Raw genomic sequence first — 18,894 nt, forward strand, 5'->3', positions numbered from 1 at the left:
CGGTAAGCTCATCCCTCAGACACACCTGCCGAATCGCTTGACATGTGAGGGAGTCCCACAGTGCAGTTCACCGTAGACCGTGACGTTTTGTCCGAGGCGGTGTCTTGGGCTGCCCGCTCACTCTCACCACGCCCGCCTGCACCGGTGCTTTCCGGCCTGCTGATCACTGCAGACTCCCAGCAGGTCAGCATCTCCAGCTTCGACTATGAGGTCTCTGCCCAGCTGAGCGTCGAGGCAGAGGTCGCCGAGCAGGGCACAGTGCTGGTCTCCGGCAGGCTACTCAACGATATTGTGAAATCACTGCCCCATGCGCCGGTGACCTTTTCCCTGGAAGAGACCAAAGTGGTGGTGACGTGTAAGTCCTCCACCTTCACCCTCACCACCATGCCGGTGGACGAATACCCTGACTTACCTGCTCAGCCGGAGGTCTCCGGTGTGGTCGAGGGGTCGGTGTTCGCCCGAGCGGTCTCTCAGGTGATTTCGGCAGCCGCTCGAGATGACACCCTGCCGCTGCTGACAGCGGTCAAGCTGGAGATCGAAGGCGAGACCATCACCTTCTTCGCCACCGACCGGTACCGCCTGGCCATGCGGGAGATCACCTGGCGTCCTTCTGACCCCTCCATCTCCACCTCACTGCAGATCAAGGCCAAAACCCTCAACGAGGTGGCCAAGTCCCTGGCCGGGGCAGGGGACCTGGCCATCTCCATCTCCGACGACGACGCCCTGGTCGGCTTCTCCTCCGGGGGCCGGCGCACCACCAGCACCCTGGTCGACGGCGATTACCCCAAGATTCGGCAGCTCTTCCCGGAAGAGACTCCGATCCACGCGGTGGTCAACACCGCCGAACTGATCGAGGCCGCCCGCCGCGTCTCCCTGGTCTCAGAGCGCAACGGCTACATCCGACTGCAGTTCACCGAAGAGAACTACGTGACCCTGGACGCCGGAGTCGACGACAACGCCTCGGCATCCGAAGTGGTGGCAGCTCAGCTGACCGGCGAGCCGATCACTGTGGGATTCAACCCCGCCTACCTCAATGAGGGGCTGAGCGTCTTCGACACCGACTACCTGCGTTTCAGCTTCGTCTCAGCCCCCAAACCCGCCATGGTCACCGGACAGGCAGAGGAGGACGGGGAGAACTCCACCGACTTCCGCTACCTGCTGATGCCCGTTCGCCTGCAGGACCGATGACAGTCCGGCCCTGAACTGCTGTGCGGCTCTCCCACCTCGTTCTCCAGGATTTCCGCAGCTATGCGCAGACCGAACTGGTGCTGCAGCCGGGCCCCAATGTCCTGCTGGGGTTCAACGGTGTGGGAAAGACCAATATTGCCGAGGCCATCGGATATCTGAGCAGCCTCTCCTCCCACCGGGTCCCCCAGGACGCTCCACTGATCCGGCACGGGGAGTCCCAGGCCATCATCCGGGCACAGGCCCACCGCGGAACCCGGAGCGCCTTCTTGGAACTGGAGATCAACCCCGGGAAGTCCAACCGGGCCAGGATCAACCGGGGGTCCGCGGTCCGGGCCACCGAGATGCTGGGCATTCTGCGCAGTGTGCTCTTCGCCCCCGAGGACCTGGAGCTGGTCAAAGGCCCACCCACCCTGCGGCGGCGGCTCTTCGACGTGCTGGCCGTCCAGCTGCGCCCGGCCCTGGGGCAGCTGCGGCAGGACTACGACAAAGTGCTGCGGCAGCGCAACGCGCTGCTGAAGTCCATCCGTCACGAAGGATTCACCCCCACCCATGAATCCACCCTGGAGGTCTGGGATACCCAGCTCTCCCAGGCAGGCGGCCGGCTGCTGGGGGCCCGGCTGGATATGCTGGCAACGCTGCGGCCGCATCTCAGCCAGGCCTACCAGGACCTCTCAGACTCTGTGCGCACCGCACGAATGCGCTACCTGTCCTCACTGACCGGCCATGATGAGGATGACGACGACGGCGCAGACACCTCCTTGGACCCGGCCACTGACGTCTCCGCCTTGGAAGGGGCCACGACGGAGGAACTCACCGAACAGCTCCACCAGGGACTGCAGTCTGTGCGCAAGCGCGAGCGGGAGCGCGGAATGACCCTGATCGGCCCGCACCGCGACGACGTCCACTTCAGCCTGGACGCCACCCCGGTGAAGGGCTACGCCTCCCACGGGGAAACGTGGTCGTATGCGCTGGGACTCCGGCTGGCCAGCTACCGGGTGATGCTCGATGACGACCCCGAGCCTGGCGCTGAGCCGATCTTGATCCTCGATGATGTCTTCGCGGAGCTGGATGCGCGCCGCCGCCGCCGGCTCGCCGAGCTCGCCATCGGAGCTGAGCAGGTGGTGGTCACTGCTGCGGTGGATGACGATGTTCCCGAGGCCTTGCTCAGCAATGCCTACCGGGTGGAGTCTGTTGACCAGATCAGTCAGGCCACCCTGATGGAACCCGGTGAGACGCAGTGACCGACAATGAATCTTTAGGTGTGAAGGCCGGCGCCGCTGCAGCCGGCGGAGACGGACCCCTGAGGTCTGGGACCCGTGCAGACGCGCAGCGTGTGGGCGAGCCACGTCAGGGACCAAGCGGGGTTTCCCCGCCGGCGGGACAAGCAGCAGATCTTCCCGATGCCGCCGAGGTACTGTTCAACCGTTTCCGCAAGGCGGCTGAGGAACGCGGTGACCGGAGACTGCGCCGTCCGCCGAAGAACGCCTCACTGAGCGCCGATCCCCGGACGGTCTCACAGTCGGCCCGCCAGGAGAGCAGCAGGCGGGGCGGCAGCCCCGGCCCTGACCTGCGAGACCCCAAACCGCTCGGTGAGACGCTGAGAACGCTGGTGCGCAGCCGTGGATGGTCCGCCCCGGTGGCCGTCGGTTCGGTGATCACCCGCTGGGACCAACTGGTCGGCGAGGCCATCGCTGAGCACTGCAGGCCCTCCACCTTCGAAGACGGCACCGTCCAGGTGGTGTGCGACTCCACCGCCTGGGCCACTAATCTCAAGCTGATGAAACCCAAGATCATGGAGGTCTTCGATCAGGAACTGGGCAAGGGAATCGTCACCGAGATCGACATCTGCGGCCCGCAGGCTCCGAACTGGAAGAAGGGCCGCTATTCAGTCCGCGGCGGTCGCGGCCCCCGTGACACCTATGGATGACCGGACTTGCTGAGGAGGTGATGGCCGGTGGCGGGACCGGCTCAGTCGCCATATACCGCATCGTCAGCCGTGGAGATGATCCTTCCCCCATATGACGGTCTGCAAATCAGTCCCAGAGGCCCTCTGAAGTCTCCTAGCGGCAATGTCTGGGGTTCAAACCCCGCAAAAGTACGGAGAATGGCCGCTTTCGCTGTAGAATAGGGGAGTGAGCGAACAGGACACTACATACGGCAACTATGGCGCATCTGATATTACCGTCCTGGAGGGGCTCGAGGCGGTGCGTAAGCGTCCCGGGATGTACATCGGCTCCACCGGTGAGCGCGGACTGCACCACCTGGTCTACGAGGTTGTCGACAACTCTGTCGATGAGGCACTGGCCGGCTACTGCTCACAGATCAAGGTCACCCTGCAGAATGACGGCGGTGTCCGGGTCGAAGACGACGGCCGCGGCATCCCGGTGGACATGCACCCCACCGAAGGGATGCCCACGGTGGAGGTGGTCATGACCGTGCTGCATGCCGGCGGCAAGTTCGGCGGCGGCGGCTACGCCGTCTCCGGCGGCCTGCACGGTGTGGGCATCTCTGTGGTCAACGCGCTCTCCTCCAAGGTGGAGACCAGGGTGCGTCGGCAGGGACATGAATGGAGCATCTCCTTCGCTGAGGGCGGCACCACCGTCGCAGGACTGTCTAAGGGAGCCGAGACCTCCGAGACTGGCACCACACAGGTCTTCTACCCGGACCCGGAGATCTTCGACAGCGTGGAGTTCAGCTTTGAGACGCTCCGGGCCCGCTTCCAGCAGATGGCCTTTCTCAACAAAGGTCTGCGTATCACCCTGCGCGATGAGCGTCAGATCGACGAGAACCAGGTCGTTGAGGATGAGATCGTCGACCAGCACGAGCCCGCCGAGGCGCAGCTCTCTGAGGGGGAGGAGCCGGCGCCGGCCGAACCGGGTGAGCACCAGGAGGCCTTCGCTGAATCGCCCAAGGGCCGGGTGGTCACCTATCAGTACGACGACGGCCTGCTCGACTACGTCAAGCACCTGAACTCCACCAAGAAGTCCGAGAACGTCCACGATGACGTCATCGCCTTTGAGGCTGAGGACACCGGCCGCGGCATCGCCGCCGAGATCGCCATGCAGTGGACCCTGACCTACTCGGAGTCGGTGCACACCTACGCCAACACCATCAACACCCATGAGGGCGGCACTCATGAGGAGGGCTTCCGTTCAGCTCTGACTGCGCTGATCAACCGGTATGCGCGGGAGAAGAACTACATCAAGGACAAGGAGGAGAACCTCACCGGCGAGGATATCCGCGAAGGACTCACCGCGGTGATCTCGGTGAAACTCTCCGAACCGCAGTTCGAGGGTCAGACCAAGACCAAGCTGGGCAACTCGGAGGCCCGCGGATTCGTCCAGGGTGTGGTCCATGAGCATCTGGGCGACTGGCTGGAGCGCAACCCCGGCCCGGCCAAAGACATCATCCGCAAAGCCCAGTCCGCCGCCCAGGCCAGGCTGGCCGCCCGCAAGGCCCGGGAGCAGGCGCGTCGCAAATCCCCGCTGGAGACCTTTGGGATGCCCGGCAAACTGGCCGACTGCTCATCCAAGGACCCCTCCATCTCGGAGATCTACCTGGTGGAGGGCGACTCGGCCGGCGGTTCAGCCAAGCGCGGCCGCGACCCCAAGACCCAGGCGATCCTGCCGCTGCGCGGCAAGATCCTCAACGTGGAGCGCGCCCGGCTGGACAAGGCGCTGTCGAACAACGAGGTCCAGTCGATGATCACCGCCTTCGGCACCAACATCGGTGAAGAGTTCGACATCGGGAAGCTGCGCTACCACAAGATCGTGCTGATGGCCGATGCCGATGTGGACGGCCAGCACATCACTACGTTGATGCTCACCTTGCTGTTCAGGTACATGCGCCCGCTGATCGAGCACGGGCACGTCTTCCTGGCCCAGCCGCCGCTGTACAAGATCAAATGGTCCAACGGCGAACCCGACTATGTGTTCACCGACGCCCAACGCGAAAAGGCCCTCTCCACCGGACGGTCTGCGGGCAGGAAGCTGCCCAAGGAACTGGGCATCCAGCGCTACAAGGGCCTGGGCGAGATGGACTACTCCGAGCTGTGGGAGACCACCATGGACCCGCAGAACCGGACCCTGCTGCAGGTCTCCATGGAGGATGCCGCAGCCGCCGATGAGATCTTCTCCATCCTCATGGGCGAAGACGTCGAATCCCGCCGGAACTTCATCCAGCAGAACGCCAAGGACGTCCGTTTCCTCGATATCTGACCGCCCTGGCTGCCAAGGTGAGTATCAGGCGTCGTTGTGAAGCCGTTGAAACCTCGAAGGAAGAGATTACGTGAGCGATAACACCCCAGAGAACCCGGACGCTGCCGCACAGGGCGCTGGCGGAGCTGAGGCTCTCAGTTCTGCTGCTCCGCTGGCCGGCGTCGACGTGGACCGGGTGCAGCAGGTGGACCTGCAGACCGAGATGAAGCGGTCCTACCTGGACTACGCCATGGCGGTGATCGTCGGACGTGCCCTGCCCGATGTGCGCGACGGCCTCAAGCCGGTCCACCGAAGGGTGCTCTACGCCATGTATGACGGCGGTTACCGGCCGGACCGCTCTTTCAACAAATGCGCCCGCGTGGTCGGCGATGTGATGGGCTCCTATCATCCGCACGGCGACTCGGCGATCTACGACGCCCTGGTCCGGCTGATCCAGGACTGGGTGATGCGGTATCCGCTGGCCGCTGGGCAGGGGAACTTCGGCAACCCGGGGGACGACGGCGCGGCCGCCCCCCGGTACACCGAGACCAAGATGGCCGCCCTGGCCATGGAGATGGTCCGGGACATCAACGAGGACACCGTCGACTTCCAGGACAACTACGACGGCAAGCAGCAGGAGCCGGTGGTGCTGCCGGCACGGTTCCCCAATCTGCTGGTCAACGGCTCCTCCGGCATCGCGGTGGGCATGGCCACCAACATCCCGCCGCATAATCTGCGCGAGGTCGCCTCCGGTGTGCAGTGGTACCTGCAGAACCCGCAGGCCAGTCGTGAGGAGCTGCTGGAAGCCCTGCTGGCCCGGGTCAAGGGACCGGACTTCCCCACAGGAGCCCAGATCCTGGGCACCCGGGGGATCGAGGACACCTACCGCACCGGGCGGGGCTCCATCACCATGCGGGCGGTGGTCAACGTCGAGGAGATCCAGGGACGCACCTGCCTGGTGGTCACTGAGCTTCCGTACCATGTGAACCCCGACGCCCTGGCCCGGAAGATCGCCGCCCTGGTCAAGGACGGCAAGATCGGCGGCATCGCTGAGATCCGTGATGAGTCCTCGGGCCGGACCGGTCAGCGCCTGGTGATCGTGCTGCGTCGCGACGCGGTGGCCAAGGTGGTGCTGAACAACCTGTACAAGCACACCCAGCTGCAGGAGAACTTCTCGGCCAATATGCTTGCTCTGGTGGACGGCGTGCCGCGCACCCTGAGCCTGGACGCCTTTGTCCACCACTGGGTGGTCCACCAGATCGAGGTCATCGTCCGGCGCACCCGCTTCCGGCTGGCCAAGGCCGAGGCCGAGGCGCATATCAAAGTCGGGCTGCTCAAAGCACTCGATGACATCGACCGGGTCATCGAGACCATCCGCGGCTCAGCCAGTGTCGATGAGGCCCGCGAGGGGCTCAAGGCGCTGCTGGAGATCGACGACGACCAGGCCACCGCCATTGTGGATATGCAGCTGCGCCGCCTGGTCGGCCTGGAGCGGCAGAAACTCCAGGGCGAGTACGACGAGCTGATGCGCATGATCGCCGACTTCAAGGAGATCCTGGCCAGCGAGGACCGCCAGCGCACCATCGTCGGCGATGAGCTGGCCACCATCGTGGACAAGTTCGGCGATGAGCGCCGCACCCACGTGCTGCTGGGCTACGACGGTGACATGTCGATCGAAGATCTCATCCCCGAAGAGGATGTGGTGGTCTCCATCACCCGTGACGGGTACGTCAAGCGCACCCGGATCGACAACTACCGGGCCCAGCACCGCGGTGGCAAGGGAGTCCGTGGTGCCCAGCTGCGGGCCGACGACGTCGTCGAGCACTTCTTCGTCACCACCACCCACCACTGGATCCTGTTCTTCACCAACCATGGCCGGGTCTACCGCACCAAGTGCTATGACCTGATGGAGGCCGGCCGGGACTCCAAGGGCCAGCATGTGGCCAATGTGGTGGCTTTCCAGCCTGAGGAGACCATCGCCGGGGTGCTGGCGCTGAAGGATTACCAGGTCGCCGACTATCTGGTGCTGGCCACCAAGTCCGGCCTGGTGAAGAAGACCAAGCTCACCGACTACGATTCCCCGCGGCAGGCCGGGGTGATCGCCATCAACCTGCGGGAGGACGATGAGCTGGTCTCGGCCAAGCTGATCTCTGCCGAGGATGACCTGGTGTTGGTCTCCCGCCACGGCCAGTCGCTGCGGTTCACCGCCACCGATCAGGCGCTGCGGCCCATGGGCCGGGCCACCTCCGGGGTGACCGGCATGAAGTTCCGCCAGGAGGATGAGCTGCTCACCGCCGATGTGGTGACACCGGACTCCTATGTCTTCATCGTCACCGAGGGTGGCTACGCCAAGCGCACCCATGTCGACGACTACCGGGTGCAGGGGCGCGGCGGCCTGGGGATCAAGGTCGGCAAGTTCGTGGAGGACCGCGGCAATCTGGTCGGTGCGATGGTCGTCGAGGAGGACGACGAGGTGCTGGTGGTGATGAACTCCGGCAATGTGGTCCGTTCAGCAGTTGCCGGAGTTCCCCCGCGCGGCCGGGATACCATGGGAGTGATCTTCGCCAAACCGCGGAAGAACGATCGCATTCTCAAGGTCGCCAAATCCTCCGGTGCAGCCTTGGCTGCTGCTGGTGAGGAAGCCGGTGAAGACGGTGCGGAGGCCGTTTCCGTTGATAACGAACCGGCAACACCTGAAGCTCAGGTTCAGGATTCTGAGAACTCCGAGTAGTCACATGCAGTACCGTGGTCTCTCGATGCACACGACTTGTCACGCCCATGGAGGTCTTTTGTGAGCGAAAGCAACGACGGCCAGGCGGGCCAGAACGGCTCTACGGAAGCCAAACGGCGCTTCCCTGCGCCCCGGCCACGCGGTGCCACACTGACCAACATGCCGGCGATCAAGGAGGAGATCGCGACTGAACCGCAAACAGGTTCAGTGGCTTCGGGCAAGTCTGCCGTCCCTCGGCCGGCGGCTCCGCGGCCGCGGCCCAGCTCCGGTGCGCAGCCGACGCGTCCGCAGGGCCGCCCCCAGCCGCGTCCGCAGCCCGGGGCCCGCCCGGCCGGCGGAGTCCGAACCGGTCAGCCGCTGGTGCGCCCCACCCCGAAGGCCAAAGTGCGCAAAGCGCGCCTGCTGATCTCCAAAGTGGACCCCTGGTCTGTGCTGAAGATGAGCTTCCTGCTCTCGGTGGCACTGGGCATCATGCTGGTGGTCTGCGCGGTGACCCTGTGGTCGATGATGGATCTGACCGGCATCTTCGACCGGGTCAATGACTTGGCCCAACAGATCCTCGGCGCTGACGGGCCCGGAGGGTCATTCCAGCTCGAAGAGATGGTCACTGTGGGTCAGATTGCCTCCTTTGCGACCATCATCGCGGTGGTCAACGTGGTGCTGCTGACGGTGCTCTCCATGCTGGCCGCGGTGCTTTACAACCTCTCGGCCTCTCTGGTCGGAGGCATCGGCGTCACCCTCACCGACGACTGATCCTTCCTGCCAACCCGAATCCCCGCTACCAACAGGTATTCCCGTTGGTACAGGGACAATAGTGTTGGCAGCGCGGATTTGTGAGGCGTTCAGCCGGTGATGTAATGTGTAGAGGTCGCTCTTCGGGGCGGCCCTTGAAGAGGTTTCGGGCGTATAGCTCAGGCGGTTAGAGCGTCACACTGATAATGTGAAGGTCCGTGGTTCAAGTCCACGTACGCCCACGATGAAAAGAATTCTTCTGGCAACTGCTGCTGTGGCGGGCTTTTTGGCGTACCGCGAGTGGAAGAAGTCTGAAGAGACGCGTCAGGTCTGGGACCAGACCACCGACGCTGTGAAGAACTGAATACCCATCACGGGGCCTTAGCTCAGTTGGTAGAGCGCCTGCTTTGCAAGCAGGATGTCAGGAGTTCGAGTCTCCTAGGCTCCACCCAATGCTCGTGACGGGAACAGACGACATCAGCAGATGTGGCTTGTTCCCGTTTCGTTTCTCCGCGTGTTCTAGTACTTCGGGCGCATAAGGCGAAGAGGTGACGGTTCGGGCGTCGTCGTGAGTGGTTCTCAGGTCGGCGGAACCGGTGTCGTGCCACAGCAACACTACGGACAGAGAGTCGAGTGGCCACGACGACCGCTCCGATCATGGTTGCCAGGGCAAGCAGCAGCGTCAGCAGGACGTTTTTCGGTCAGATTTGGCGCGGTAGTTGTTCTGGTGGCGCTGCTTCTGCTGACGGTGGGTCCGGGGGACGGCGAGGTCTGCTGGAAGTTCCGACTTCCCCATCTGCGCGATCACCTCACCTCCAATCTGATTGATACCAGGCCGAGGACTGAGTGAGGACCATCCCGATCACGGTCCGGAGCGACTCGGTGAGGACGAGTCGGCCGTCTTTGAGATCATCGGATTCCTCAGGTCACTGGACTATTCGGGTTGATGTCTGCGGTGCTGTGCGCCAGATTCTGAGCAGCAGATCGTTGAGCGGAGGGCCGGTGAACTGGATGTCGTGACCAGCCCCCTTGACTACGGAGCGGGAGGCACCGATATGGCGAGCCAGCTTGTCGCAGATGGCCTCGAAGCCGTCGCTGTGCCCTCCGGAGACGACGTGCTTCGGGAAAGCTGCGGAGGCCAGTTGGCTCAGGGGCAGGTGGCTCTCCCAGGGTGGACGGCCGCGCCGGACCAGCGGCACCCGTGCGACCACCTCTTCGCGAGCCTCCGGGGGAATGACGTCCGGAGCGGTCCCGACCGCCTGGAGAAAGCGCACCAGCCACTCGTCGTCGGAGAGGTCAAGATGCCACATGGTGCGGACCGCAGTGAGCAATGTCTCGGCGGGACCCGTGGCAGCTATGAAGGCCGGTGGCTCGAGCAGCGTCAATGACTGTATCGAGTCGGGCCGTTCAACGGCCGCGAACATGGCGCTGAGACCGCCGTAGGAGTGGGCGACGACGTGGCTTCCCTCATCGAGTAGTTCGACGAGGTCTTCAGCGTCGCGGAGGAAGTCCTCGCGGTCGATCACCGGACTGCTTCCGTAGCCGCAACGGTCGGGGATCACGAGGCGGAAGCCTTCATCGGCCAAGGGCAATTGTGCTTGCCATTCCTCGGCTCCGGTCGTCAGAGAGCCGTGGACCAGCACGATCTGGTCGCCGCGCCCGATGGTCTCGGCGTGAAGCTTGCCCATCTCCATCCTCCTTCGGATTCATGAAAGTCAACTGAGTGGTGCGAGAACTCGTGTGCGAGTAGATAGCACGACCGTGCCATTAAAAATCGCACGGTCGTGCTAATATGTCAAGGGTGTCTGAGCTGCCGTCTGCCGCTGGTTCCCCGCGACGCTCTGACGGCGAGGCCACGCACGCCGCCATCTTGAAGGCGGCGATGCAACTGGCCTCGGTCGAGGGCCTCGGAAGCTTGACTATCGGGCGCCTGGCCCGTGAGCTCGGTATCAGCAAGAGCGGTGTCTTCGCCCATTTCCGGTCGAAGCAGCGCCTCCAGCAGGAAACCATTGCGGCCGCAGAGGCGATCTTCACCCACGAGGTGGTCGAACCGGCGCTGGCCGCACCGGAGGGCAGAGCCCGCGTCGAAGCCCTCTGCGCGTCGTATTTGAGCTATGTGGAACGCGGCGTCTTCCCGGGTGGGTGCTTCTTCGCCCAACTCCTTGCCGAGTTCGACGGTCCATCGGGTGGGATTCATGACCAGGTGGTGATCGGCCAGCGTGGCTGGATGGGCCTGGTCAAAGAACTCATTGCCACAGCGCAACACCGAGGTGAGCTCGATGCAGATATCGAGGCTGATCAGCTCGCCTTCGAGCTCTATGCCCACCTCGAGCTCGCCAACTACCTCTCCACTCTTTACCGTGACACTTCGCTGCTCGATCGCGGCCGCCGTGCCGTCGCCTCTACGCTCACAGCAGCTTCACCGCGGGGCATGCGGGCCAGTGAAGAGCCCTCCGCATGACTGCCTATAGCCGCCACAGGTTCTCAGCTTGAGCCCAGCGGCTGGTTCGACGCCTCCCCAGGCCCGCTCGCCGATCAATCCATGCAGACCCAGTGCTCAATACGGCCACAGCGGTCGAAGAGCGCTAAACTCTGTTCGTGCTATGGCTTGAAGCTGTCATCCTGGGTCTGGTCCAGGGCCTCACTGAATTTCTCCCGATCTCATCCTCTGCGCATCTGCGGATCGTCGGTGAGTTCCTTCCCGGTGCCCATGACCCGGGCGCCGGATTCACTGCCATCACCCAATTGGGCACTGAGGCCGCAGTGCTGGTCTTCTTTTGGCGTGACATCGTGCGTATCCTCAAAGCCTGGTTCAGCGCCGTCTTCGGCAGTGGATCACACAGTGACCCTGATGCGCGCATGGGATGGCTGATCATCATCGGCACGGTGCCCATCGTGGTGCTGGGTCTGCTGCTGGAGAGCTATATCGAATCGACCTTCCGCAGTCTTTGGCTGGTGGCGACCATGCTGATCGTCTTCGGCATCATCCTGGGCATCGCCGATAAGGTCGGCAAACAGGCCAAGCCGCTGGAGAAGCTCACCATCCGCGACGGCATCATCTACGGTTTCGCCCAGGCCATGGCGCTGATCCCCGGGGTCTCTCGCTCCGGCGGGACCATCACCGCCGGGCTGCTGATGGGCTACACCCGCTATGCCGCGGCCCGGTACTCCTTCCTGCTGGCCATTCCCGCAGTCTTCGGATCCGGGTTCTACAAGCTTTACGGCGCCATCGGAGAACAGTCAGGGCCCTACACCATGGGCCAGACCATGGTGGCCACCGTTGTCGGTTTCGTGGTCGCCTATGTGATCATCGGCTGGTTCCTGGACTACATCTCTCGGAACACGTACTGGCTGTTCGTCGGCTACCGGGTTCTGCTGGGCCTCTTCGTCTACATTGTGCTGAGCTTCGGCATCATCAACGCGTAGCCTCATCCCTCGGTTGCGGGGATATCCGCCGAAAGACTGATCCCTTCCCCGTGACCGGTGGTTAGTGTGTAGGCATGTTCAAAGACTGGCGGCGGCACCGTGCCCAGAAGAAGGTCACAGCAGGGGACGGCCGGGCGCTGAGGCGCTTCCGCTGGTGGCAGCCCTTCTCCCGGGTGCTGTTCTACCTGGATCTCCGGGACGACGACGGCGCTCTCCGGCGCTATGCCGTCGACCTCAGCTACTGGGAGTACCTGGTCGGTGAGGCCGAAGCCCACCTCTACCTTGAGGGCAGACATCACGCGGAGTCCGCACTGCCCGCCGTGTTCGAGGTGCCGGGCGGTCGCATCCAGGTGGCCATGGGTGTCATGGGACTCAAACGCTGTCACTACTTCGGTGATGACGGCACCAGCCGGCAACTGACCCCTGACCCGGATTCCGCAGAGGGTCACCGGGCGCGCCTGGAGCAGAATCATCCGGTACTGAGCCGCTGGATCGGCATCAGCTCGCTGGTGGTACTGCTGGCGGCATTCCTGCTGGGCGTACCGCAGCTTCTGGAAATGGTCACCCACTGGGACGTCGTCGCGCAATACACAGGAACCTTCACCTCACCGATCCAGCTGCCAGACTGGCTCAACACCGCATTAATCTTCGCTGCCATCGCCGCCAGCACCGAGCGCGCCCTGAGGCTGCGCTACAACTGGCTGCTCGACGGAGCAGACTTCGACCTTGACTTCTGAGCGGTTATCCACAGGAGTTATCCACAGTGTGAAAAACTACATCGGTGTAACTTGAGTTTTTCACGGGTTTTCCACAGAACCTTGTGGAGTTTGGGGATATGTGCAGCAGGTCGCGTCAGGGAAGCGGTACCCCCTGCACACCGAAGGCGGTGAGTATCAGCAGCACAGCGCCCAGCCCGGCCAGTCCCAGGCTCTGCCACAACACCCGGTTCTTCCGGGGCGCTTTGGCGATGATCAGTGCCACCAGTGCCCCGGTGATCAGTCCGCCCAGGTGACCCTGCCAGGAGATGTTCGGCACCAGGAAGCTGACCACCATGTTGATCAGCAGCAGGGCAACGATCCCGCCGGTCTGACCGCCGGAAGAGCGCATCAGAATGAACAGCGCCCCGAAAAGCCCGAACACAGCACCGGAGGCTCCCACCGTGGCGCCGAATGGATGACTCAGTCCCAGCACTGAGCTGAAGAGGATCGCCACAGACCCGCCGAAGGCCGAAAGCAGCAGCAGCACGGCAAACCGCGTTCTGCCGATTTCCGGCTCCATGACCCTGCCCACGAACCACAGTGCCAGCATGTTGAAGGCAATGTGCATAGCATTGCCCGGGTGGTGCAGCAGCGCTGAGGTGAGCATCCGCCACGGTTCGAAAAAGGGATTCCAGGCGGCGGTGAACGCCGGAATATAGGAGAACTGGTTGGTCAGATCCGGCAGCACACCGGCCAGTGGACCCACATAGCCCGGCAGGATCTGGAAGAGGTACACCACCAGGCAGGCGGCGATCACCGTGTAGGTGACCACCGGCTTCCCGTTTCCGGCACGTGCGCCGAAAGACGTCCGTGGGATGGGGCGGCGCCGGCGTGCCTCATCGATGCAGACCGGACACTGGAAGCCGACCGGTGCCTCCACCATGCAGGCAGAGCAGAGAGGCCTATCGCAGCGCTGGCACTGCACATAGGCCTCTCTGTCAGAGTGCTGGAAGCAGGCTCTCAGAGTGTGACCACTTCGATGGCCTCGATTACCACGTCCTCCTTCGGACGGTCACGCCCGTCGGTGCTCACCGAGTTAAGCTGGTCCACCACCTTCTGACTGGCGGCGTCGCGCACCTCACCGAAAATGGTGTGCTTGCCCTGCAGCCACGTGGTGGGCACCGAGGTGATGAAGAACTGTGAACCGTTGGTGCCGCGTCCTGCCTGGATCCCGGCATTGGCCATGGCGAGCTTATAGGCGGAGGTGAAGTCCAGCTCCGGGTGGATCTCGTCGTCGAACTGGTAGCCGGGCCCGCCCACGCCCTGACCCAGCGGATCGCCGCCCTGGATCATGAAGTCTTTGATGATGCGGTGGAATACCGTACCGTCGTACAGTGGAGTGCCTGTGTTGTCCTCCCCGGTCTCCGGGTGCTTCCAGGGCTTCTCCCCGGTGGCCAGCCCGACGAAGTTCTCCACGGTCTTTGGAGCGTGGTGACCGAGGAGTTCGACGACGATGTCACCGGCATTGGTCTTAATGGTCGCTTGATGAGTGGCTATAGCAGTCATAGTGGCTATTGTTCCATGTACTCTAGACACAGCAATGAACCTGATTCGGAAGGCATATGCATGTTCGGTAAGAAGAAGAAACCGAGCCACACCTGGGGGCACAAGGTGCTCGCCGGAATTGACACTGCTCAGGACTGGGCTGCGCCGAAGCTCGGCACCGCTGCTGACTGGGCAGAGGACACCTACCGCAAGGGCGCTCCGAAGGTTCAGGATGCCTCGGCCAAAGCGCTGCATGCGGTCAATGACGGTGCCGCTGTGGCCGGTGCGAAGATCAAGGAATACTCCTCAGCAGCCGGGGACGGCATCGCCGCCCAGTACGACAAGCTGCCGCCTAAGGCCAAGAAGAAGGTCAAAAAGGCCCTCGACAAGTACGACGACGCCAAGTCTGACTTCACCAAGAACACCATTCCTGCGGCCTCGGCGAGATTGGGCGGCTACGCGGATAAGACCGCCAAGCTGATCCACAAGGCTGAGGTTGATCCGCGGGTGGAGAAGGCGCTGATCAAGGCCACCGGTGATAAGAAGATCGTCAAGAAGCTGCGGAAGAACTCGGAGAAGGCGGCGAAGAAGGCCTCCAAAGAGCTCAAGAAGCAGCAGCGGTCCAAGTCGCGCAAGAAGGGTCTTCTGGTCTTCGGCCTGGTGGCAGCCGGTGTGACCGCAGGCGTTGCCGCCTGGCGGGCCTCCCGTCCGGTGGAGGACCCGTGGAAGAAGCCGGAGCCGGTCGCTTCCACGGTGCCGGCCGATTCACCCAAGCCGGCGGCTCAGGCTGAGACCAACACTGATGCCAAGCCCGCTGAGACTGAGGTTCCCTCACCCAAGCCCGCCGCCTGAGGCTCGGTACGCCCAAACTAGAGGAGCGGACCCGCACCGTGTGTGCCGGTCCGCTCCTCTGCGTCTGGGGCGTCTCAGTTCTCCTGGAGCCCGAATGTGACCCACCGGTGGGAGGTCAGCATGCTCTATGGCTGGCTGGAATCCCCACACCATGCTGACCATGTGCGCCCCGCGGGGGCATCAGCATGACAGGCCTGAGCGCTGTGTAGGCTTGAGCAGATGAGCTCTGAACCGTATCTGCGCTACCCGCATCTGCACGAGAACCTCATCACCTTCACCGCCGCCGCCGACGTGTGGCTGGCACCGGCCCACGGAGGCCGGGCCTGGCGGCTGACCAGGGACGGCGCTCCGGTGAAGCAGCCGCGGATCTCCCCGGACGGCACTCAGGTGGCGTTCATCTCCAGCAGGGACGGTCATCACGAGGTCTACGCCGTGAGCATCGATTCCGGCGAGGTGCGCCGTCTGACATGGTGGGGCAACCGCCGCACCGCCATTCTCGGCTGGGCCGACGACGACAGGCTGTTGGTGGCCACCAATGCCGGTGAGGTCCACCGCCATCAAGTGGTCCGCGCACTGGCCATGGACGGCAGCTGGGAGAGGCTCGGCTACGGATCGGCCACGGGCCTGGCGATCAGCGGCTCCGGGACTGTGGCACTGACCACCGCCGAATACCGAACACCCGCCCACTGGAAGCGCTACCGCGGGGGCACCGCCCCCAAACTGTGGCTCGACGCCAAAGGCACAGGCGACTGGGAGCAGCTGCTGTCGGAGGAGACCGCCGGAATCGTGGACCCGATGTGGATCGGGCAGAAGCTGCTCTTCGTCTCCGACCGTGCTGCCAGCTTTCCGGCAATGGCCGATCAGCAGGCCAATCTCTGGGCCTGGGACAAGCCTGCGGCCAAGAAGCACAAGACGCTCAAGCAGCTCACCTTCCAGGATCAGACACAGGGGTACGTCCGCGATGCCACCACCGACGGGGCGCGCATCAGCTGGCACAGCCGCGGTGACATCTGGATCCTGGACGGCCTCCAGGCCCAGCCGCGCCGGCTGGAGGTGACCCTGCCCGGCACCGCACCGGCCCCGGTCAGCCTGAAGCCCACGCAGAATCTCCATGCACTGGTGCCCGACCACGGAGCCGACGCCAGTCTGGTCTCCTGGCGAGGCAAGACCTTCTGGCTGACCCACCGCGATGGACCCGCCCGCGCTCTGGCCGCCGACTCCGGAGCGCGCACACGTGAGCCCGTGCTGCTGGGCCGCACCGGCCGGGCCGCCGTCGTGACCGACGCCGCCGGTGAGGACAGCCTGGAGATCCACACCCTGGACGGTTCGGCACCGCCGGAGCGGCTGCTCACCGGGAGGCTCGGTCGAGTGCTGCACCTGGCCGCAGACCCGAGGGGAGAGCGGCTGGCGACGATCTCCCACGACGGGTGGATACGGCTGATCACCCTGGAGACCAAGAAGGCGCTGCGCAAGGCAGCGCCGGAGGTGCGGGACATTCTCCGCTCCAGCTTCGGGGAGCCGAAGTCACCGTCCTTCTCCCCGGACGGCCGTTATCTGCTCTGGTCCCATCCCACCGCAGGGGAGAGCCAGATTCATCAGCTGATGGTCCTGGACACCAGCGGCGACCATGATCCGGCGGCACTGACCGATGACCGCTTCCACGACTTCTCCCCGGTCTTCACCCGGGACGGGAAGTACGTGGCCTTCCTCTCCAACCGGACCTTCGACCCGCACTACGACACCTACGAGTTCGCCCTCTCCTTCACCGGAGCCACCCGACCCTGGCTGATCCCGCTGGCAGCCTCTGAGCCGCCGCCCTTCGGCCCCAGCGCAGAGGGCTGGCGGCTTTCTCCGACCGATGAGCAGAACAACGGTTCCGAAGCTGATCAGTCCGGGCACCCCGGCCAGAAGACTGCGCAGAAGACCGTCTCCACAGCTGTCGACGCCCCTGCCAGCCCGGATCTGGACATTGACGGTGCCGAGGAGCGCATCGTCCCGTTCCCGGTGCCCTCGGCCGAGTACCGGGACCTCACAGCAGTCAAGGACGGCCTGCTGTGGGTGAAGGTCAACCAGGAGACCGGAGTGCTCGGCGCTCGCCGGGCTGGAGTCCCCGGGGAGAAGCCCGCTGATCAGCTGATCCGATGGGACTTCGCCCAGCGCAAGACCAGCAGCATCGTGGAAAAGGTCACTGACTATGCGGTCAGCGGCGACGGCGAACGCCTGGTGGTGCGCCACAACGGCACTGTCAGCGTCCAGCCCTCCACTACGCAGGTGAAGGACGACGACGCCGAGAAGGTCAGCGTGGACCTGACCAGGCTGCGCTTCCAGCTCGATCAGCAGCAGGAATGGGCCCAGATGTTCGCTGAGACCTGCCGACTGATGGCTCAGCAGTTCTGGCGCGAGGATATGGACGGAGTGGACTGGGAGGCGATCGCCGCCCGCTACCGCCCCTTGGTGAAGAAGCTGCGCAGCCATGATGACTTGGTGGACCTGCTGTGGGAGACCGTGGGCGAGCTCAACACCTCCCACGCCTATGTCATCCCGCAGGGACAGGGTCCCGGGGAGGGGCAGAAGCTTGGCCTGCTCGGTGCCGATCTCTCACCAGCCGAAGGCGGCTGGCGGATCGACCGCATCCTGCCCACCGAATCCTCCGAGCCGCAGGCCCGCTCGCCGCTGCAGGCGGCCGGTGTGGACGCGCGTGAAGGGGACGTGATCACCGCGGTCGACGCCCACCCGGTGGATCCTGTGGCCGGGCCAGCCAAGCATCTGGTCGGCGCATCGGAGAAGCCGGTGGAGCTGACCCTTCTGCGCCGTGGGCAGAGCCGCCGCGTCGTCGTCGTTCCCCTGGCCGATGAGTCTCAGCTGCGCTACCAGGACTGGGTGCGCTCCCGCCGGAAGTATGTGCTGGCCAAGACCAGCGGCCGGCTGGGATACCTTCATGTGCCGGACATGATGTCCACCGGGTGGGCACAGCTGCATCGGGACCTGCGGCTGGCTTCCAAGGCCGAGGGGCTGATCGCCGATGTCCGCTACAACGGCGGTGGCCACACCTCGCAGCTGGTGATCGCCCGGCTGGCCCAGCGTGTGGTGGCCTGGGCCCAGGCCAGGCATGAGGAGGAGTTCATCAGCTATCCAGACAGTGCTCCGCGCGGTCCGGTGGTGCTGGTGGCCAATGAGAATTCCGGATCCGACGGCGACATTGTCAACGCGGTGGCGCAGGCCCTGGACGTCGGACCCGTGGTGGGTACGCGCACCTGGGGCGGTGTGATCGGCATCGACGGACGCTATGACCTGGTGGACGGCACCTCAGTGACCCAGCCGAAGTACTCCTTCTGGATCGAAGGCAAGGGCTGGGATGTGGAGAACTACGGTGTGGCCCCGGACATTGAGGTGGTGCACAGCCCAGACCAGCTCTTCGGCCAGGCCGATCCGCAGCTGGACCGGGCGATTCAGGAGGCCTACGCCCGGCTGGATGGGTCCCCGGCCGCGGAGCCGCCGCAGCTGCCGGACCCCAAGGTCCGCTGAG

General features: G+C 64.2%; 15 protein-coding genes and 2 tRNA genes. 14 read left to right on the forward strand and 3 right to left on the reverse strand.

The window, feature by feature from the left end:
- Nucleotides 1–60 precede the first annotated feature (60 nt).
- From dnaN to DVO78_RS06655, 9 genes are all read left to right on the forward strand, one after another.
- The gene (gene dnaN / locus DVO78_RS06620; RefSeq protein ID WP_120004034.1) at nt 61–1,188 is read left to right on the forward strand and encodes a DNA polymerase III subunit beta; all 1,128 of its coding nucleotides are present in this window, start codon (nt 61–63) and stop codon (nt 1,186–1,188) included.
- A 20-nt stretch (nt 1,189–1,208) separates the two neighbouring features.
- Complete coding sequence (recF, locus tag DVO78_RS06625) at nt 1,209–2,429, forward strand: DNA replication/repair protein RecF (protein WP_120004035.1); 1,221 nt, start codon at nt 1,209–1,211, stop codon at nt 2,427–2,429.
- The gene (locus DVO78_RS06630; protein WP_238385176.1) at nt 2,426–3,115 is read left to right on the forward strand and encodes a DciA family protein; all 690 of its coding nucleotides are present in this window, start codon (nt 2,426–2,428) and stop codon (nt 3,113–3,115) included. Before recF ends, DVO78_RS06630 begins: the two co-directional genes overlap by 4 nt.
- Nucleotides 3,116–3,320: 205 nt before the next feature.
- On the forward strand, nt 3,321–5,405 hold the full coding sequence (gene gyrB / locus DVO78_RS06635) for a DNA topoisomerase (ATP-hydrolyzing) subunit B (protein WP_120004036.1): 2,085 nt from the start codon (nt 3,321–3,323) through the stop codon (nt 5,403–5,405).
- A 70-nt stretch (nt 5,406–5,475) separates the two neighbouring features.
- Complete coding sequence (gene gyrA / locus DVO78_RS06640; protein ID WP_420799064.1) at nt 5,476–8,115, forward strand: DNA gyrase subunit A; 2,640 nt, start codon at nt 5,476–5,478, stop codon at nt 8,113–8,115.
- Nucleotides 8,116–8,274: 159 nt separating this feature from the next.
- Nucleotides 8,275–8,868: a DUF3566 domain-containing protein gene (locus DVO78_RS06645; protein WP_120004062.1), complete on the forward strand. Its 594-nt coding sequence runs from the start codon at nt 8,275–8,277 to the stop codon at nt 8,866–8,868.
- A 147-nt stretch (nt 8,869–9,015) separates the two neighbouring features.
- Nucleotides 9,016–9,089: transfer RNA gene (locus DVO78_RS06650), tRNA-Ile, on the forward strand.
- A 2-nt stretch (nt 9,090–9,091) separates the two neighbouring features.
- Nucleotides 9,092–9,211 (forward strand): DLW-39 family protein, encoded by a 120-nt coding sequence (locus tag DVO78_RS17950; RefSeq protein ID WP_238385181.1) that lies wholly within the window; start codon nt 9,092–9,094, stop codon nt 9,209–9,211.
- 11 nt (nt 9,212–9,222) lie between these two features.
- Nucleotides 9,223–9,295 (forward strand) — tRNA-Ala (locus DVO78_RS06655).
- Between the two features lie 478 nt (nt 9,296–9,773).
- Here the strand turns inward: DVO78_RS06655 and DVO78_RS06660 are convergent.
- Complete coding sequence (locus tag DVO78_RS06660) at nt 9,774–10,535, reverse strand: alpha/beta fold hydrolase (RefSeq protein ID WP_157983899.1); 762 nt, start codon at nt 10,533–10,535, stop codon at nt 9,774–9,776.
- Nucleotides 10,536–10,648: 113 nt separating this feature from the next.
- Between DVO78_RS06660 and DVO78_RS06665 the strand changes: the two genes are divergently transcribed.
- The 3 genes from DVO78_RS06665 to DVO78_RS06675 all read left to right on the forward strand — a co-directional run bounded on the left by DVO78_RS06665 (nt 10,649) and on the right by DVO78_RS06675 (nt 13,010).
- A complete protein-coding gene (locus DVO78_RS06665; RefSeq protein ID WP_202912112.1) occupies nt 10,649–11,308 on the forward strand; it encodes a TetR/AcrR family transcriptional regulator in 660 nt (219 codons plus the stop codon).
- 137 nt (nt 11,309–11,445) lie between these two features.
- Nucleotides 11,446–12,273, forward strand: coding sequence for an undecaprenyl-diphosphate phosphatase (locus tag DVO78_RS06670; RefSeq protein ID WP_120004039.1), 828 nt, complete (start codon nt 11,446–11,448; stop codon nt 12,271–12,273).
- A gap of 74 nt (nt 12,274–12,347) precedes the next feature.
- Complete coding sequence (locus DVO78_RS06675) at nt 12,348–13,010, forward strand: hypothetical protein (RefSeq protein ID WP_120004040.1); 663 nt, start codon at nt 12,348–12,350, stop codon at nt 13,008–13,010.
- A 115-nt stretch (nt 13,011–13,125) separates the two neighbouring features.
- Here the strand turns inward: DVO78_RS06675 and DVO78_RS06680 are convergent, their stop codons facing one another.
- Nucleotides 13,126–13,914: a rhomboid family intramembrane serine protease gene (locus DVO78_RS06680; protein WP_238385177.1), complete on the reverse strand. Its 789-nt coding sequence runs from the start codon at nt 13,912–13,914 to the stop codon at nt 13,126–13,128.
- A gap of 77 nt (nt 13,915–13,991) precedes the next feature.
- Nucleotides 13,992–14,537: a peptidylprolyl isomerase gene (locus DVO78_RS06685; protein WP_120004041.1), complete on the reverse strand. Its 546-nt coding sequence runs from the start codon at nt 14,535–14,537 to the stop codon at nt 13,992–13,994.
- 60 nt (nt 14,538–14,597) lie between these two features.
- On the opposite strand from DVO78_RS06685, the gene DVO78_RS06690 reads away from it, so the two are divergent.
- On the forward strand, nt 14,598–15,368 hold the full coding sequence (locus DVO78_RS06690) for a hypothetical protein (protein WP_120004042.1): 771 nt from the start codon (nt 14,598–14,600) through the stop codon (nt 15,366–15,368).
- A gap of 219 nt (nt 15,369–15,587) precedes the next feature.
- Nucleotides 15,588–18,893, forward strand: coding sequence for a S41 family peptidase (locus tag DVO78_RS06695; protein WP_120004043.1), 3,306 nt, complete (start codon nt 15,588–15,590; stop codon nt 18,891–18,893).
- Nucleotide 18,894: the final 1 nt, after the last annotated feature.

The organism is Nesterenkonia muleiensis, from assembly GCF_003600155.1.
In the GTDB taxonomy this organism is placed as follows: domain Bacteria; phylum Actinomycetota; class Actinomycetes; order Actinomycetales; family Micrococcaceae; genus Nesterenkonia; species Nesterenkonia muleiensis.

Excerpts from the sequence above, each read along its gene's own strand:
- DVO78_RS06690 (WP_120004042.1), top strand. The coding sequence starts at position 14,598 with ATGTTCGGTAAGAAGAAGAAACCGAGCCACACCTGGGGGCACAAGGTG.
- DVO78_RS06660 (WP_157983899.1), bottom strand. The coding sequence starts at position 10,535 with ATGGGCAAGCTTCACGCCGAGACCATCGGGCGCGGCGACCAGATCGTG.
- DVO78_RS06675 (WP_120004040.1), top strand. The coding sequence starts at position 12,348 with ATGTTCAAAGACTGGCGGCGGCACCGTGCCCAGAAGAAGGTCACAGCA.
- DVO78_RS17950 (WP_238385181.1), top strand. The coding sequence starts at position 9,092 with ATGAAAAGAATTCTTCTGGCAACTGCTGCTGTGGCGGGCTTTTTGGCG.
- DVO78_RS06685 (WP_120004041.1), bottom strand. The coding sequence starts at position 14,537 with ATGACTGCTATAGCCACTCATCAAGCGACCATTAAGACCAATGCCGGT.
- DVO78_RS06645 (WP_120004062.1), top strand. The coding sequence starts at position 8,275 with ATGCCGGCGATCAAGGAGGAGATCGCGACTGAACCGCAAACAGGTTCA.
- DVO78_RS06695 (WP_120004043.1), top strand. The coding sequence starts at position 15,588 with ATGAGCTCTGAACCGTATCTGCGCTACCCGCATCTGCACGAGAACCTC.
- DVO78_RS06680 (WP_238385177.1), bottom strand. The coding sequence starts at position 13,914 with ATGGTGGAGGCACCGGTCGGCTTCCAGTGTCCGGTCTGCATCGATGAG.